The sequence below is a fragment of the Pelagirhabdus alkalitolerans genome (genome assembly GCF_900096905.1).
GTDB lineage: Bacteria > Bacillota > Bacilli > Bacillales > Amphibacillaceae > Pelagirhabdus > Pelagirhabdus alkalitolerans.
Window position 1 is genome coordinate 63,750 of record NZ_FMYI01000006.1, and the last position, 17,948, is coordinate 81,697.

The 17,948-nt window shown below is 37.6% G+C and carries 14 protein-coding genes and 1 tRNA gene; 9 read left to right on the forward strand and 6 right to left on the reverse strand.

The window, feature by feature from the left end; all coding sequences use genetic code 11:
* Nucleotides 1-8: 8 nt before the first annotated feature.
* From BLR62_RS08630 to rodA, 4 genes are read right to left on the reverse strand one after another with little or no spacing between them, the layout of a single operon-like run.
* Nucleotides 9-683 carry a YetF domain-containing protein gene (locus BLR62_RS08630; protein ID WP_090795880.1) on the reverse strand — a complete coding sequence of 225 codons (675 nt, stop codon included), beginning with the start codon at nucleotides 681-683 and terminating at the stop codon, nucleotides 9-11.
* Between the two features lie 52 nt (nucleotides 684-735).
* A complete protein-coding gene (locus BLR62_RS08635; protein WP_090795882.1) occupies nucleotides 736-1,158 on the reverse strand; it encodes a GNAT family N-acetyltransferase in 423 nt (140 codons plus the stop codon).
* 18 nt (nucleotides 1,159-1,176) lie between these two features.
* Nucleotides 1,177-2,304 (reverse strand): putative lipid II flippase FtsW, encoded by a 1,128-nt coding sequence (ftsW, locus tag BLR62_RS08640; protein ID WP_090795884.1) that lies wholly within the window; start codon nucleotides 2,302-2,304, stop codon nucleotides 1,177-1,179.
* Between the two features lie 19 nt (nucleotides 2,305-2,323).
* Nucleotides 2,324-3,484, reverse strand: a complete 1,161-nt coding sequence (rodA, locus tag BLR62_RS08645) for a rod shape-determining protein RodA (RefSeq protein WP_090795886.1) — start codon at nucleotides 3,482-3,484, stop codon at nucleotides 2,324-2,326.
* Between the two features lie 175 nt (nucleotides 3,485-3,659).
* On the opposite strand from rodA, the gene BLR62_RS08650 reads away from it, so the two are divergent.
* From BLR62_RS08650 to BLR62_RS08665, 4 genes are all read left to right on the forward strand, one after another.
* Nucleotides 3,660-3,731: transfer RNA gene (locus tag BLR62_RS08650), tRNA-Val, on the forward strand.
* Between the two features lie 99 nt (nucleotides 3,732-3,830).
* Nucleotides 3,831-4,892: a C45 family autoproteolytic acyltransferase/hydrolase gene (locus tag BLR62_RS08655; RefSeq protein ID WP_090795889.1), complete on the forward strand. Its 1,062-nt coding sequence runs from the start codon at nucleotides 3,831-3,833 to the stop codon at nucleotides 4,890-4,892.
* A 456-nt stretch (nucleotides 4,893-5,348) separates the two neighbouring features.
* Nucleotides 5,349-6,260 (forward strand): immunoglobulin-like domain-containing protein, encoded by a 912-nt coding sequence (locus BLR62_RS08660; RefSeq protein WP_090795890.1) that lies wholly within the window; start codon nucleotides 5,349-5,351, stop codon nucleotides 6,258-6,260.
* Nucleotides 6,261-6,340: 80 nt separating this feature from the next.
* The gene (locus tag BLR62_RS08665) at nucleotides 6,341-7,891 is read left to right on the forward strand and encodes a glycoside hydrolase family 43 protein (protein ID WP_176759262.1); all 1,551 of its coding nucleotides are present in this window, start codon (nucleotides 6,341-6,343) and stop codon (nucleotides 7,889-7,891) included.
* Nucleotides 7,892-7,945: 54 nt separating this feature from the next.
* On the opposite strand, the gene BLR62_RS08670 is transcribed toward BLR62_RS08665, so the two are convergent.
* Nucleotides 7,946-8,758: a VLRF1 family aeRF1-type release factor gene (locus tag BLR62_RS08670; protein ID WP_342706543.1), complete on the reverse strand. Its 813-nt coding sequence runs from the start codon at nucleotides 8,756-8,758 to the stop codon at nucleotides 7,946-7,948.
* Between the two features lie 240 nt (nucleotides 8,759-8,998).
* On the opposite strand from BLR62_RS08670, the gene BLR62_RS08675 reads away from it, so the two are divergent.
* The 3 genes from BLR62_RS08675 (at nucleotide 8,999) to BLR62_RS08685 (ending at nucleotide 13,112) form a co-directional block, all read left to right on the forward strand.
* Nucleotides 8,999-10,585 carry a PTS transporter subunit EIIC gene (locus tag BLR62_RS08675; protein ID WP_090795894.1) on the forward strand — a complete coding sequence of 529 codons (1,587 nt, stop codon included), beginning with the start codon at nucleotides 8,999-9,001 and terminating at the stop codon, nucleotides 10,583-10,585.
* Nucleotides 10,572-11,894 carry a 6-phospho-alpha-glucosidase gene (locus BLR62_RS08680; RefSeq protein ID WP_090795897.1) on the forward strand — a complete coding sequence of 441 codons (1,323 nt, stop codon included), beginning with the start codon at nucleotides 10,572-10,574 and terminating at the stop codon, nucleotides 11,892-11,894. The genes BLR62_RS08675 and BLR62_RS08680 overlap by 14 nt, the downstream gene beginning before the upstream one ends.
* A gap of 78 nt (nucleotides 11,895-11,972) precedes the next feature.
* Nucleotides 11,973-13,112, forward strand: coding sequence for a glycerate kinase (locus BLR62_RS08685; RefSeq protein ID WP_090795899.1), 1,140 nt, complete (start codon nucleotides 11,973-11,975; stop codon nucleotides 13,110-13,112).
* Here BLR62_RS08685 and BLR62_RS08690 read toward each other — a convergent pair.
* On the reverse strand, nucleotides 13,072-13,818 hold the full coding sequence (locus tag BLR62_RS08690) for a MurR/RpiR family transcriptional regulator (RefSeq protein WP_090795901.1): 747 nt from the start codon (nucleotides 13,816-13,818) through the stop codon (nucleotides 13,072-13,074). The two genes, BLR62_RS08685 and BLR62_RS08690, sit on opposite strands and share 41 nt — an antisense overlap.
* A gap of 187 nt (nucleotides 13,819-14,005) precedes the next feature.
* On the opposite strand from BLR62_RS08690, the gene ilvD reads away from it, so the two are divergent.
* Together ilvD and BLR62_RS08700 are read left to right on the forward strand one after the other, a co-directional pair.
* Nucleotides 14,006-15,688, forward strand: a complete 1,683-nt coding sequence (ilvD, locus tag BLR62_RS08695; RefSeq protein ID WP_090795903.1) for a dihydroxy-acid dehydratase — start codon at nucleotides 14,006-14,008, stop codon at nucleotides 15,686-15,688.
* A 309-nt stretch (nucleotides 15,689-15,997) separates the two neighbouring features.
* A complete protein-coding gene (locus tag BLR62_RS08700; protein ID WP_245719441.1) occupies nucleotides 15,998-17,749 on the forward strand; it encodes a methyl-accepting chemotaxis protein in 1,752 nt (583 codons plus the stop codon).
* The last annotated feature ends 199 nt before the right edge of the window (nucleotides 17,750-17,948 follow it).

Genomic DNA, 17,948 nt, shown 5'->3' on the forward strand with positions numbered 1-17,948 from the left:
AAACCCCTTTACATTGTTTCGATGTAAAGGGGTTTATTTGGTTCGTACTCGGCATAAAATACATTTTTAATGTCATCGACTTTCTCTTTTTTTAATTGTTCAAGTAACCAGGTGGTGGTTTGGTTAATTTCAGTTAGATTATCATCAATAATTTCACCATCATTTATTAGAGGTACTGGAAGTGTAACGGATTGTGCAGGTAAATTAAAATCAGACCTTACAGGTGCCTCTTTTGAAGAACTTTTGAGGATTGATACTGTACCGTCGGTTTCCAAAATAGCATAATAAACGTCTCGAATCGAAAAAACATCTTTCAATCTTAATAAATGCAACAATTGATTGATGTCCAATTTATTTTTCTTCATGACATCGCGCTGTAATTTACCTTTATGAATGACCATAGCAGGCATACCTTCAATTAAAGCTCTAGAACCTTTAAACCTCTGTGAGATCCACTCTGTAATTAGCATGAGCAAACTCCACAAACCGACAGCAAACCCAACTTCCTTTATTCCAACGCCCTCATCATAGAGCGCATTCCCAACGAATTCCCCCAATATAAGTGCTGAAATAAAATCGAAGGCGGTTAACTGTCTAATTTGTGTTTTTCCTAACAATTTGGTGAGCACAAATAATATAATAAAACCAAAAATGATTTCAATAAAGATTGACCCTAAATGCACAAAAATCCCCCCTGTATCATCATGATGATCGAATCAGGAGGGAATTATACGTTTATAGCGTTTTTTCCATTGAGACATGTTCAATGTTAGCTTCATAAAATGGTTCTGATGTCTGGATGTAGTGTAGCGTTTGATAAAAATCGAGCGCACGTGTTTGAGCGTTTAATCGTACTTTTTTCAAATCATGTCGAATGAGTATGAGCTCAATAGCCTTCATCATTTGCTTACCATACCCTTTATTACGATATGATTTAATAACAGATACACGTTCAACTTTTCCAATTTGATCAACAATTCTTACTCTTGCTGCTGCAATTGGCACTTCATCTATGTAACCAATAATGTGAATCGCATCTTTATCGTGTTCATCGTGTTCAATATCGGGTGAGACGCCCTGTTCTTTTATAAAAACTTGATCTCGAACGGAGAATGCGTCTTCGATTTGTTCTTTAGTTATAGCTTCTGCAATATGCATAATTGTTACCTCCTAGAGTTAACGTGTTTCCTGTTGTGTCGTAGATGGTTGTGTTCGTCGTCCGGATACATTGACTAAGATACCAGCTGCTAATAAGGTGAAAACGAGTGATGTACCACCATAACTAATAAAAGGAAGCGGTATACCTGTAATTGGTAATAAGCCACTGACAGCTCCTAAATTAAAGAAAGCTTGCGTGATGAATTGAAAAGTAATACCTAATGCTAACAGTCGTAAATAAAGGGAGTCCACTTCTTTAGAGATTTGAATGCCTCTGTACAGAATGAATAGATAACCTCCTATTACAAACGTGACCCCGATAATGCCCAATTCTTCAACAATAACAGACATAATAAAATCAGTGTGTGCTTCTGGTAGGTAACCTAATTTTTGTACACTGTTTCCAAGACCGTTACCTGTAAGTCCGCTCGTACCAATCGACACGTAAGAGTTGATTAATTGGAACCCATCTCCAGATGGATCATCAAATGCATTAGCAAAAGAGGTCAGCCGTTGTAAACGATACGGTTGACTTTGAGCAAAGAAATAAAAGCCACCAGCTGCTACTGAACCGAGTAGGGCAATATGATAAAACTTAACACCACTGAATAATACAATGAGTCCACATATGAGGACGATGTGTGTACCGGTTCCTAAGTCTGGTTGCATCAAAATCAATCCGAAAACAAAGGCTAAAATAACAAGAGGTGGCATGACGCCCTTTTTAAAATCATTAATATACTTTTGTTTTCTCGTATAAATATGGGCGAAATAAATGATCATAAACACTTTAACAATTTCAGACGGTTGGAAGACAATTGGGCCAGCCCCGATCCAACGTTGTGCTTGGTTTCGAACGACACCAACACCTGGAATTAAGACAAGGGCAAGTAATATAATGGCTAGTCCAACTAAGAGTGGGCTCATTTCACCTAATTTCTTTAATGAAATAAATGACATCACAACAAAGACAATGAGCCCGATCCCAAACCACTGTAATTGTCTGAGGAAAAAGAAATGGCCACTACCAAAGTTTCTTGTAGCTAATGTATAGCTAGAACTATAGACCATGATTAATCCAAAGACCGATAGGGCCAAAATAACAATAATTAACCCATAGTCAAATTTTTTTAAGCGGTTTTTCATTATGATGTCTCCTTAATGGTTAAATTGTTTCTTCACTACTAAACATGTATTCTTTTGTTCTTAAATGAACGCTCGTCACAAGTCCAATTGCCATCATATTGGTCAATAATGCACTCCCCCCGTAACTAACAAAAGGAAGAGCTAAACCTGTAATGGGCATTAAACCAATTGTCATGCCTATGTTTTGAAAGACTTGGAATGCAAATAATCCGATCACACCAATACAAATGTACACCCCGAATAATGAGCTTGCGTGAAAGGCGATTGTAATAATGCGATAAATGAGCAAGAAGAATAGAATCACTAATATACTAGCGCCAACAAACCCAAAATCTTCACCAATCACAGCAAAAATAAAGTCAGTATGTGCCTCAGGAATACGACCACTTTGAACTTGGTATCCAGCAGTGAATCCTGAACCAGACAACTGCCCTGAACCAATACCGAGAAGCGCTTGTTGGAGTTGATAGCCAAATCCTTGAGAATATTCAGCAGGATTAAGCCAACCATAAATCCTTGATAATTGGTGATCAGCAATTATTTCATTAAATAATTCGAAATTGTTAAAGAACAGGTAGACTAAAGTCATCACACCTGCTATTCCTAACGAGAACAGAAGCATGACCATTTTCATCGAGATACTTGATGCGAAGATTAAACCGAAAACGGCAAATAAAATCATCATTGTCGTACCTAAATCTGGTTGATCAAGTATTAAATACGTCGGTAATAAAGTATATAGTAAGATCTTTGATGTTACGGGTATACTTTCTTTAAAGTCCAGCTTATATTTTCCCACTTTTGTTAAGAGGGCAGCTATGTGTAAGACGAGAAAGATTTTCATAAATTCGGACGGCTGAATTTCAATAACTACTAAGTCAAGCCACCTTTGAGCACCATTACGTTCAATCCCAATAAAACGTACGAGAATTAACAATAAGACGCCACTTATATAAAAGGGAAGTGTCCATTTTTCTAATAGTTCAAAATCTAAATACGCAACTCCCATCATAACGCCAAACCCGATGACGTACCACATAATTTGTCTTTGAACAAAAAACATAGGGTTACCGCTAGCATATTGTCCTGAGCCACTGTATATAGCTAATAAACTAAATATAAATAAACAGCCTAACAAGAAGACTAATGTATAATCAATTGGTAATTTTTTAGATTGCATGTATCGTTCCTCATTCTAAGTTATTAGTTTAGAGTATCTGCATGATGCAGAATTCTTCCTATATCATACCAAAAAATGAAGACGAATTGTTAAATGAAAGATAATTCGATAACAAAATAGTCCTTGACGATCATGAACAGATCAATTATATTATAGGAACAGTTAATTTTAATATGACTCTGTAGCTCAGCGGGAGAGCACTTGCTTGACAGGCAAGGGGTCGCTGGTTCGAACCCAGCCAGAGTCACTCACAAAAAGCCTTTTCATTCTTAAAGCGAATGAAGGGGCTTTTTTCTATAATTGTGTTATAGTGGTCTATATTTCAGAGAGATAGGAGTTTTAATTCATGTCAGTCTATAGTGATGTTTATCAATTTAGAGGCACACATTTCGAATTTGGCTTAGAACAAGGTAAGAAACTTAAACAATCAACGTTACTTAAAAATAGAGTGAAGCAATTTCAACATAGAGAAAAGCGTCATTTTCAAACGGATGTTAATGAAGCGGAAAAATTACTCAATCGCTTTGCGCCTGAACTGTTAGATGAATTAGCAGGATTAGCGGAAGGCTTGGACTGGTCTATAGATCAAGCGATGCGTTATTTTAGTGGCTATTATTTTGAATATGGAAAAAGCGGTTGTTCCATTGTGACAGGTGAGAATTATCTCGTAAGAAATTATGACTCACATCCGAGTGGTTATGATGGTAGAGTCGTCCTGTATCAACCGACAGATGGTGGGTACGGAAGTCTAGGTCCTTCTATGTTCGTGACGGGAAGAACAGATGGGATGAACGAGAAAGGTTTAGTTGTGGGTTATAATTTTACGAATCGAATTGGTGCTGGTGACGGGTTTATTTGTCATACGATTGCGCGTATTTTACTTGAGAAAGCTGCAAATGTCTCTGAAGCGATCGATTTATTACAATCAATGCCTCATCGGACATCTTTTTCTTATGTATTATTTGATAAAAACCATCAATCAAAAATTGTGGAAGCAACGCCAAGATCAGTCGTTACGCGGGATAGTTTGGCATGCACTAATCATTTTCATCATTTAACCGAAGAAAATCGTTATCAAAACGATGAATCCATTCAACGACTAGAACAAATCCATAAAAAATGGAATCCACATCAATCACCACAAAATGCTTATCAGGCTTTGAATCAAAAGAGAGCGTCTATTTTCCAAACGACCTATAAAAAATGGTCTGGAACATTGCACACGACGCTGTATGAACCTGACAAATTAACAATGCGCATTAGTTTAGGAGCAGATCGACAACCAGTATTACTCGACTTCAATCAATTTTTGAAGGGCGAAAAAGTGTGGGTTAAAAAAATTTATGGAGAATTAGAAACGAATCATCGGTTTCTTAACGATGAATTATTACACTTAGACAAGAATTGAAAAAGACATACTCACCGTCTTCAGTTATTTCCGTATGATTGTGAAAACAGTATTGCTCAAGTTCGTCATGATCTAAAAGGTTATTGAGCTTCTCGTCAGGGTTCTGCTTTTCCATTTTCGAATCGCTCCTTATCATCAGTCTAAAAAGCACGTATTGATAACCAATACGTGCTCGATTAAGTCTTTTTTTAGTAGTAGCGGGAGATCCGATTTTTCTGGTGGTGTTGTTTGAATAATTCAAACCATATGTTGTTTAATTAATCTGGACTCCCGCTAAGGCTTTGCAGATTAAATAGAAAAACAGAACCATTCATCTGAGTAGCCTTGTATAGTTCTCTTCCCTTATTTCATGAGGGAAAAACCTATTCTTTTATGTCTATATTAATTGGAAAAAGGGAATCCTTTTGTAACAGATGAAATCCGAAATCGACTGATGTATTAAAGGAGGCGTAAATGATGAGATGGTTACATGTTAGCTTATTTATAATGGTCTCACTTATTTTTCTTACCGCTTGTGGGGAGCATGACCGGGGAAGTTTTTCTGCTGATGAACTTGAAAAAGGTGAAAAAGAGGTGTCTTCATTAATCGGTTCGACAGAGGTCGAATCCATTATCGATGATTCTATTGATCAGTCAATGATTCAAGATCCTAAAAGAATAGCAGAACACACAAATCTACCTTCTCCTACGTATGAGTGGTTTATGGGAAATGGTGAAGGTGTATTTGGTTATGGTTTAACACAAGGCCAAAAGCAACCAGGTGAATCTTTTTCCGTTCAATTAATAGCTCACGAAGCTGAACCGACTGATTTTAATCAAGAGGTTCGCATTCAATTGTATGAATTAAGTGATACTTTAGAAATAGAACAGGAGCTTGTATCTGAGACGGTAATGATTGAAAAAGTTGATGAGAACACTATGGTTTATGAAGGAAATTTACCGGATGAAGTGAACTCACGGTATTTATTAACGATGGATATTCTTTCTGAAGATGGTGAAGTTGAAGATTCAATGCTTGGGGTTATTGTTGTGCCTAAAGAAGAGATGAACGCTGAATTGATACTGGACAAAGAACTTTATGATCATGATGATGAAGCAGAGCTAACTTTGAAAAATTATGGCCCAACGACATTAACCTTAGGTATGAGTTATACCATCGAGAAAAACATTGATGATGAGTGGTACGTGATTCCGCTAGATTTAGCCTTTATACAAATTGCACTGATGTTGGCACCAGGAGAGATGCATGAACAAACCGTGGATCTATCAGAGCTATCACCAGGTCATTATCGTGTTATTAAGCGAATTAACGTAGAAGGATACCCTAGTTTGCAAACACCAATCGGTGCAGAATTCATGATTGAATGAATTCCTTTACTTTTTTAAATAAGATATAAATGTAACCGGTTCATTTTTAATGTGGAAATGTTACCATGGGGGGCGAGACTATGGTAAAAATTAAGGAGCTGACAGTTTTGAAATTTAATAATCCTATACTAAGTGGATTTTATCCGGATCCGAGTATTGAAAGAGTCGGAGATGATTACTATTTAGTACTAAGTTCATTTGAGTATTATCCAGGTGTCCCCATTTTTCACAGTAAAGATCTCGTCAATTGGGATCAAATCGGGTACGTTTTAACCGATCAATTTAATTTAGAATCAAGAAAAGGATCAAAAGGTATATTTGCGCCGACGTTGAGATATCATGACGGTGTGTTTTATATGATTACAACGGATACAGATGGAATTGGTAACTTTTATGTGACAGCGACAGACCCAAGAGGTCCGTGGTCAGAGCCTATAACGATTCCTTATGGAAACATTGATCCTTCCCTAACATTTATTGGTGATACAACTTATGTAACGATCCAAAACGGAGAAGGATATGGTTCACATATTATTCAATATGAAATCGATAAAGAAACGGGCGAAGCGTTAACTGAGCCAGTTAAAATCTTCTCTGGAGATGGTGGCCAGTGGACAGAAGGGCCTCACCTGTATAAAATTGATTCAACATATTATTTAATGTGTGCTTGCGGTGGAACAGGTGAAGATCACCGGGAAATCATTGCTAGAAGCGAGAATCCATATGGGCCGTTTGAATTGTATGAACAACCGATTTTGACGCACCGGGAAATTAGAGAACATCCGATCCAAACAATTGGTCACGCGGATTTAGTCGATGATCCTGATGGCAACTGGTGGATGGTGTTTTTAGGAACACGACCAGCCAATGGAAAGTACACATTAATGGGACGTGAAACTTTCTTAGCGCCTGTTGAATTTACTGAAGACGGCTGGCCCTATGTCGATAATAATGATGGTACAGTACAAGAAGTAATGGAGACGCCTCAATTGAAGGTAGAGCAAAAGAAAAATAGCGAATTCTTTACTGATTTCACTGAACATGAACTTGATGTAACGTGGACGTATTTGCGTAAAAAACGAGATGCCTATTTTGTCTTTCCAAGTCGCAATGGTTGGTTAAGATTAGACGGACGAGCAGATAAATTAACAGATGAACAAGCTCATCCAACGATTCTATTACAAAGACAACCGTCGCATCATTTTAAAGCTGAGACTCGTGTGTATTTAAAAGGTGAATTTGAAGATTGCGAGGCTGGACTTGTCGTCTGGTTAAATGAATATGCACATCAAACGATTGGCGAAAAGTTTGTAGACGAAAAGCGGATAATCACCGTCACAGAAGTAGCCCAACATAAACGCATCGTAAAAGAAATTGAAGTAGATACGGATATCATCGATCTAAAAGTTGAATGTGATGGTTCTTATTATACGTATTCCATTCAACCAGAAGAAGGAGAAGCTCAGGAAGTTGCTAAACTATCTGTTGCCAGTCTTTCAACAGAACATAATGGTGGATTTGGTGGAGTATTCACAGGCGTGATGGTTGGCCTTTACGCTACAGGTAATGGTAAAAAAGCACAAGAAAAAGCTTATTTCGACTGGTTTAAGTTAACCGATCAATCAAGGTAATTTTAAAGAGAAAGCTCGTATTGGCTTCAATTGAAACCAATACGAGCTCTTTTTTTATGAGTTTGAAATTTCATTCAACGCTTTCGTTATAATTTTAGACTCTTCTTGGTCTAACATGTTTTTATCGATATAAGCATTAATTGTTTTATTCATTTCTTCACCGAGTTCATGTGTTTCTTCACTTGGCCCCATCATGTAAATGTAATCCCAGCCGTGATCTTTGGCTAATTTGTCAAGGTCTGGAGCAATTGATTTATACCAACGATGACGATTTGCCTCGAAACGAGCAATGAATTGTTCTCGTTTTTTACTCTTACCTCCTGAGCCAACAGTGGCTTGTGCACGATGTGGTCCAGTGTGTCGTCTCCAATCTTCTGTATCCAAGTCAAGTTCATATAACACATCATCTAATGGTCTTCCTAGTTCAGTTTCCACGACACGTATGGCCTCTTTTTGAGTTAATATAATCCCCGCTTTTGGATAATCTTGATGCAGTTGAATGAGTTGATCCACCTTCGCAATTTCCTCCCAGAAGAATTCTGTCTTAACTGGTACTTGGAAAATTTCAGCAAACCAAACAGAATCATCAGGTGTTGCAAAGATGACGACACTTTTAGCAAAGTCAAGCTCATTTTCCGCAACATAGTCTTTTACTTTTTTCTTCACTTTTTGGAAATTTTCTAATTCATCTTTATTCCCATCATTTTTTAAATATTTCTCGAATCGTTGCAATCCATTTTTTAGGTGGATTCGCCATTCGCCCCCTTGTTGTTCAGGGTCTGAAGGATCTGTATTTAAGTACATGCTGAATACGCGTTCCGGTTTTTCTAAATAGAGACTTTCTAATCGTTTGATTTCTTTATTCATATTCATCTTTAACATCGACTCCTTTTAGAAATAATCACCACTATATTGATTATCTATCCTAATCAACTTAAGTTTAAACATACAAATGTTAATGTGTTTAGTTATTTCGTGTACAAAACAACTGAATTGTGTACAAACTACAATTTGATGATGGCGTTTTCAATCGTCCTAAAAGCATTGTAAACGCTTTTAAATGAGATTATAGTTAACGTGTCGAAACATTAAAGGGAGGGAACAAACATGAAAGATTTTTTTCAGAAGTTAGGTAAATCATTAATGATGCCCATTTCAATTATTGCAGCAGCCGGTATTTTTCTAGGGCTGGCATCGGTACTACAGAATCCTGATATTGTCGGTGAAACATTCGTTTCGTTTGAAGGCGTTCAAAACGTGATTGGTTTTGTAAGGTCGCTATCCGGTTCTTTATTTGGTAATTTACCGATTTTATTCGCTGTATCGATTGCGATTGGCATGGCTAGAAAAGAGAAGCCAACTGCAGCATTCTCAGCTGTTATCGGATTTATTATTTTCCATGTGACATTAGAGTATATTTTAGGTCTTAACGGTGTGACAGCAGAAACAACATCAATTGATTACTTAATGGCTGAGGGCATGTCAGAATTAGAAGCGACTCAGGTAAACTCTCAGTATGAAACAGTTTTAGGTATCTTTACTTTAAGAATGAACGTATTTGCTGGTATTTTAGCCGGTGGTTTAGTTGCTATTCTTCATAATAAGTTTTATAACGTCGAGTTACCTGTAGCCATCAGCTTCTTTGGTGGAAAGAGATTTGTACCGATTATCACAACAGTAGCTGTTCCCGTATTATCACTTGCTATGTACTATATTTGGCCATTTGTTGGTGGTGCGATTGAATCACTAGGTAACGTCATTGCTGATTCAGGACTGTTTGGTACATTCTTGTTCGGTTTCTTAGAACGTTTACTTATTCCAACAGGTTTACACCACATTTTAAACCAACTTGTTCGTTTCACACCAATCGGTGGTATTGCCATGATTGATGGTGATCAAGTCGTAGGTGCGTTAAACATTTTCAATACAGCACTGGCTCAAGATGTATTAGATTTTGACCTTATGTCTACTGCTACACGCTTCTTAGCTCAAGGTAAAGTACCGTTTATGGTATTTGGTTTACCTGCTGCTGGTTTTGCGATGATAAACACGGCAAGACTTGGTGAGAAAAAACGCGTGAAAGGTTTATTATTCGCAGCGATTTTAGCAGCGTTTACAACAGGTATTACAGAACCGATTGAATTTGCGTTTATCTTTGTATCACCTTTACTATTTGTATTCCACGCATTTATGGCAGGTCTATCGTTTATGTTAATGGATCTCTTTAATGTTGTGATCGGAAATGTTCAAGGTGGTGTGATTGATTTAACGGTGTTTGGTGTCTTACAAGGTACAGCAACAAATTGGTTCTTCGCTGTGATCGTTGGTATTGGGTATGCATTTGCTTATTACTACTTCTTCAAATTCATTATTACGAAGAAAAATATTCAAACGCCAGGTCGTGAAAAGTTAGACGAAGGACAAGATGTAGAAGTGAAGGATGATGGTCACTTAGGTGAAACGATTGTTGAGGCCTTAGGTGGCGTGAATAATATTGAAGAAATAGAGAACTGCTTCACTCGACTTCGTCTCGTTGTAAAAGATGCGAATGTTGCAGATGAACAGAAATTAAAAAACACAGGAGCAGCCGGTGTGGTAAAGATTGACGATAAACATATACAAGTCATATATGGCCCACAAGTAGAAGGCATTGCTCAAAAAGTTAAAGGGGTGCCAGGAAATGAAGAAAAATAATATTGTATTAGTTGGTGGTGGTTCGACATGGACACCAGGTATTTTGAAAGCCATGACGACGCATTTAGATCAATTTGCGTTAAATAAAGTAACATTGTACGATATCGACGCTGAACGTCAAAATATCATCGGTGAATTTGCTAAAATCCTTTTTAGAGAAGAAGCACCTGATGTAGAAGTCGCCTACACAACAGATAAAGAAGAAGCTTATCGTGATGTTGACTTTGTCTTTTGTCAAATGCGTACCGGTGGTTTCGATATGAGAGAACAAGATGAGAAAATCCCACTGAGTATGGGCTTAATTGGTCAAGAAACATGTGGACCTGGCGGATTTGCATACGGACTTCGTTCGATTCGTGATATGGAAGAAATGGTTAAAGATGTGAGAAGCCTAAGTCCTAATGCTTGGATTTTAAATTATACAAATCCAGCTGCAATTGTCGGCTTAGCATTAGATAAATTGTTCCCAGAAGATGATCGTATTTTAAATATTTGTGATCAGCCAGTTAACTTAATGCGCTCATATGCAAAACTCATCGATCATGATGTGAATAAATTGGAGCCTGAGTATTTCGGATTGAATCATTATGGATGGTTTACAGCTATCTATGATGAGAATGGTATGGATGTTGCGCCTAAAATCAAAGAAATTGTGTTAAATGGCGGGTTCCGTCCAGTAGATGCTGAGCAGCGCGATCAATCATGGTTAGATACGTATGCAATGGTTGAAGATATGTTAAGAGATTTCCCTGATTATTTACCGAATACGTACTTGCAATATTACTTGTATCCGGATTATAAGTTGTCAACACTTGACCCTGACTATACACGTACAGATGAAGTGAGAAATGGTCGTGAACAAAAAGTCTTTGCTGAGTGTGAACGTATTGTTAAAAATGATACAACACAAGACTCAAAAGTTGTTCATAATGACGCACATGGTGATATGATGGTAGAGGTGGCAGCTTCTATTGCAAATAACCTGAGAAAAACGTATGTTGTAATTGTGAGAAATGATGGTATTGTATCAAACTTAGATGATGATGTGATGATTGAAGTCGCAGCATCACTCGGTAAAAATGGCCCGCATCCTTATTCTGTTGGTAAAATTGACACCTTCTACAAAGGGTTAATTGAATCTCAACATGCATTTGAGAAATTAACAGTTGAAGCTTATGTAGAAAATTCTTATACAAAAGCGCTTCAAGCATTAACACTAAATCGTACGATTGTCGATGCGAAAAAAGCTAGAAAAGTATTAGATGCGCTAATCGAAGCCAATAAAGATTATTGGCCAACATTAAACTAGTGACCGATAAAATAGAGGCAATAGACGCTCGCGTCATTGCCTCTATTTTTCTAACATATAATAAGGAGAGGAAAAAACATGCGAATTTTATCAGCTATTGATTCGTTTAAAGGGTCGATGACAAGTAAACAAGCCAATAACGTTGTAAAAGAAGCTTTAGAACCTGAGCATCAGGTGACGACTTTTCCGATTGCTGATGGCGGTGAAGGGACAGTTGAAGCATTCTTAGATGTTTTACCTGGTAAATTAATTGAAGAGCCGGTTACAGGACCTACGGGAGAAACGGAACGATGTTATTATGGATGGTTTGAAAAAGAAGCTTTATCGATTATTGAAGTGGCAGAAGCGGCAGGAATTACGAAAGTAGATCGAGACAAACGCCATCCTCGTTACACTACAAGCTATGGTGTTGGTGAGCAAATCATGTCTGCACTTGAACGAGGGATGAAAAAATGTATTATCGGTCTAGGGGGGAGTGCGACTGTTGATGGAGGGATCGGTTTACTTCAAGCGCTCGGTGTTCGTTTTCTGAATAAACATCAAGAAGAGCTACCGACCTTACCGATCGACCTCGCAGCTGTTGATAGTGTGGATACGACACACCTTGATCCTCGGCTATACGATGTTGAATTTATTGTCGGTTCAGATGTTGAAAACCCGTTGCTAGGAGAAAATGGTGCAACCTATGTGTTTGGACCGCAAAAAGGATTAAGAGATCATGAGCTCATTTGTCATGAAAAGAGTATGCAGCACTTTGCTGAACGGATCAGCAAAGTGACGAGAACCGACTATAAGCATACTGAAGGCTCAGGCGCAGCAGGTGGTATCGGCTTTTGTTTGTATGCATTTTTCAATGCAACCCCTAAAAGTGGCTTTCAGTTATTGGCTGAAAAAGGGGGGCTTTCCCAACTGATAGAAAATGCCGATCTCGTCATCACAGGAGAAGGTAAATTTGATACACAATCGATTCAAGGTAAAGTCCCGGTTGGGATTAGCCGACTTGCTGGAAAGTTAGATGTTCCAACCATTGTTTTTGCAGCTATTATTGATGACGGACTCATTGATTTAAAAGAAGAATCAATCTCCGCTGTACTTCCAATTGTTGACGCGCCTATGTCAGTTGATGAAGCAATTAAAAACGGTCCTGCTTTATTAAGAAAAGCAGTTAAACGATCGTTTAATTTGATTTCGAATGATACCTTTTCAGATATTCCGTGAACAATAAGTTGATAAGGTAGTGAACACTAAAGCGATCGGTCGCATCGATTCCGTTAACGCGGACATCACTTGAAAAGCCATACAATTGAAAATCAGTTTGTTTGGCGAGTGAGTTTGTCGAAAAACCAGTAATGCTAAGTGTCTTTGCACCAGCCACTTGTGCGATCGTTGTCGCTTTAAGTATATTATCTGTTTCACCACTTAAGCTAATGGCGATCGCTAAATCATTTTCAGTTAACAGTTCTGCATTATATTTCATAACATGGGGATCCAAAAAAGTTTGAGAATGTTTCCCGACCAGTTGTAGTCTCGCATCGAGTTCATCTGCTGGTAGTCTAGATAAGCCTACAGCAAAGAAAAGAATACGATTAGCATGATGGATCGCATCTAAAACATCATTCACAGTATCCATATTTACGAGTTGTTTCGTTTTAACGATTTGCTCATCTAAAGATGTGATCTCTATATAATCATTTTCAGTCTGTTCTGTTTGGTAGAGAGCTTCTCTAAAGTCAGTAAAACCTTTAAAACCTAGTTTCTTACATAAACGTGTAATCGTGTTTGGTGCAGTAAAATGATTTTGTGCGACTTGACGAATCGTCATATCCTTAATACTGTTCTTTTTCTGAAGTAAGTCATCTAGTATAAATGATTCCGTTTCATTTAATGTGTGTTGATTTTGTTTAAGGCGATCGTAAAAATACATGGGCTCTAATTCTCCTTATCATGACAATCTCTAATCACTAGTTTAGCATGATTGTGCATTGGTGAATATGACGAATGTGTGAACACCTTAAAAGAAAATGAATTTAAGTTTTCAGAATTAAAATAAAAGTTTGAAATTTACTTAAAGATGATTTAAAGTATAATAAATAGCAATTGGAGGGTGAGATATGTCGAAAGATCTAAGAATTAAAAGTCAAGTATATGATGATGCTAAACGCGCACCAAACCGTGCGATGTTAAGAGCTGTCGGATTCACCGATGAAAGCTTTAAAAAACCACAAATCGGTATCGCGAGTACATGGAGTGAAGTCACACCATGTAACATTCACCTTCATGGCCTAGCTGAAAAAGCGAAATCAGGGGTGCAAGAGGCTGGCGGTGTCCCTTTAATCTTTAATACAATTACAGTTTCTGATGGTATTTCAATGGGAACAGATGGCATGCGTTACTCTTTACCAAGTCGTGATGTAATTGCTGATTCGATTGAAACGGTTGTGGGTGCTGAAAACTTAGATGGTTATGTTGCAATCGGAGGGTGTGATAAAAATATTCCAGGTTGCATGATTGCGATCTCCAGATCAGATGTACCGGCTGTATTCGTTTACGGAGGTACGATTGCACCGGGCTATCGAAATGGTGAGAAATTAGACATCGTATCGGTATTTGAAGGTGTTGGAAAACATAACAACGGTCAAATTTCAGATGAAGAATTGCACGGTATCGAATGTGCTGCTTGTCCGGGTGCAGGTTCGTGTGGTGGTATGTATACTGCAAATACGATGGCATCAGCCGTTGAAGCGATGGGGATGAGCTTACCAGGAAGTTCTTCTCACCCAGCCGAGTCGGGAGATAAGTATGTAGATGTAGAAGAAGCTGGTAAAGCAAGTTATAAATTATTAGAAAAAGGCATTTATCCAAAAGATATTATGACGAAAGAAGCATTTGAAAATGCGATCACCGTTGTCATGGCTTTAGGTGGCTCTACGAATGCGATTTTACACTTATTAGCGATTGCTAATGCAGCTGAAGTTGATTTAACACTTGATGATTTCGATCGTATTCAAAAGAAAGTACCTCACTTAGCTGATCTTAAACCAAGTGGACAATATGTGATGGAAGATTTATATAAAGTAGGCGGCGTACCGGCTGTTATGAAATTACTTTTAGAGAATGGATACTTACATGGTGATTGTTTAACCGTTACTGGGAAAACAGTGGCTGAAAACTTAAAAGACGCTGAAGACCTTGCAGAAGGTCAAGAAATTATTAAACCATTCGAAGAGCCTTATCGCAAAACAGGGCCACTTGTGATTTTAAAAGGTAATTTAGCCCCAAGTGGTGCAGTTGCAAAAGTTTCTGGGGTAAAAGTTAAACGACATACTGGGCCTGCGCGTGTGTTTGAAACAGAGCGCGAAGCAACAGAAGCCGTGATGGATAATAAGATTAACGAAGGAGATGTTTTAGTCATTCGTGGAGTTGGCCCTAAAGGTGGCCCGGGAATGCCTGAGATGCTTTCCATTTCTGCGATCCTAGTCGGAAAAGGACTTGGACAATCTGTAGCCCTCTTAACAGACGGCAGGTTCTCTGGTGGAACGCATGGTCTGGTCGTAGGTCATATTGCACCAGAAGCTCAAGATCGTGGTCCAATTGCCATTTTAAATGAAGGTGATGAAGTAACGATCGATTCAGATACGCAAGAGTTAACAGTCAGTCTTTCAGATGATGAAATAGCGAAACGTTTAGAAAGCTATGAACCACCAAGATTACATCAAAAAGGTGTCTTAGGTAAATACGCTCATAACGTAGCATGCTCATCAATTGGTGCTGTAACAGATAATTTTAACGATTAATGAATGATAGCGAAGAGACTCTATTTAATAGGGTCTCTTTTTTTGGGTGCTATTAAGTTTAAGATTATGAATATTTGAGAGAACATTTTGATATTGTGGCATTATTTGGTTTGATTTATACTAGACTTATCAACAATTTAAATTAAATTAATTTATAAACGAAAAGGTGTTGATAAGTAAAAATTCAAAAAAAGAATAGTCAAATGGTCATCCGTATGATAAACTACAAGTGTGAGAAATCGGTTGCGCAATGGAAGGAAACTGCGCTACTTGTACATATGTCAATAATGACCATACGGGGGGAGTATATTGATTACAAAGTTAAAGAGCAGATTAAGAAAGAAAGGTAACACAAAAAAACAGTCAAAAATGAAAGCGAATACAGATAATCGATTGATACGAAAATTGTATACGTTAATAACGATTATCGTCTCGACATGTATTGTTGCTGCTGGGTTAATTTATTATTTTAGTTCAGATGTTTCACGCCAAAGTGAACGGTTAGAGGATACAGCGACTTTGCAACAAGATTTCGCTGATATGGTAAACCAATTAAACCAAACAAGTATCGCCTATTACCAATTGGCAACATCAGGTTATAGTGAAGACCAAGTCGAGTTAGCAGAAACCTCGTTAGAAAATGCAACAACATTATTTAATCAATTAGAAGCACAGTTGGGTGATGTTGAAACGTTTGAGAATTACTTCATTCATCTTGATGAGGCTGTTCAATCTTATCAGACTGTTTATGAAGAAAATTTCACAGAGGCCTTTTTTGGAGATGAAAGTGAACAAATAAGAAGTCGTGTTGTGCCTATTATTAATCGAAATGAAGATGCGGTTAATTCAGTTAATGAGCGTATACAGGACAATTTAGAAACAAGAAGAGAAGAAGTATCACAAGCAATGCAAGAATCTTTGGCAACATCTGAAGTGATCATGATGACTGCCTTATCGATTTTAATCGTCGTACCACTTGTCTCACTGATTTTATTTGCCCGATCATTGAGTAGTGGTGTGAAGTTAGTGATGAAACGTATTAAAGCTTATCGAAATGGTGATTTATCATTTAGCCAAACGGTGAAAAGACGTGATGAATTTGCGATTATAGATCAACGGTTAAATGAAATGGGTGACCAACTACATCAGATTTTACTTAGAAATAAAGAAATAAGTCAGGATGTATTGGGGGTTGTGCAATCAACGTCTAATAAATCAAATGAACAATTAACTGGAATGGCTGAGATTGAAGAAATGATGAATGGATTTCAGGATGAGATGGAGAAACAAACTGATTTCACAAATACGATTTCAGCAACAACAGAAGAAGTTTCTGCAAGTTCAGAGGAAATTCAAAATTCAGTTCGTTATATGAGTGATCAATTAAACACATTGGAAACTGTCTCTAGTCAAGGTTTAACATTAATGGGTCAACTCGAGTCAACTGTCGAACAGTTAAATCAACAAACATCAACTACAGCTGGACGTGTCTCGGGTATGCAAAATCAGTTAGAACATATCCAATCCTTTATTCAAGGAATTGACGGAATTGCAGATCAAACGAATCTACTAGCGATTAATGCATCAATCGAAGCGGCGAAAGCTGGTAAAGAAGGCAGAAGCTTTGCTGTTGTTGCAGATGAGATCCGTAAGTTGTCTCAAGGTACGAACGAGTTCTCAGATCAAACAAAAGAAGTATTAGAAGAACTAAGTAAAGAAGCAACAGAAGTTGGTCAAGCATTCGAAGACTTCAAGACCCATAGTCAAAAAACGCTTGACCAAACAGCAGAATCTTCTGCGTTATTTAAGCGAATCTCTACTGATAATGCGAAAGTAACTCGAGAACAAAAAGATATTAATGAATCAATTATTCAAATTAATCGAGCAATAGAAGATGTCGTTTCATCCGTTACTGAATTGGTGAATGGTGCAACCGTTTTGCAGGAACGTAGCACAAATGTCGCATCAATTGTTGAAGAACAAACAAGACGTCAAGAAACATTAACAGATGAAATCAAGTCATTAGAAACGACAGCTAATCGATTGAATGATGAAAGTTAGTATTGATACAAAGATATGTGAAGCGGTTACAAAAAAATTATACTTTTTTCTAAAAAAGGGTTGTAATTTTAAATCAATCAATAGTATAATGAAGTTAATAAATGGTGCAAGCGATTTCACTATATGTGCACAAATGGGTTGTACCATTTCAAGCAATCTAGCGTTTGATTGATCGGCAGCACATTTTATGAGTTGTTGG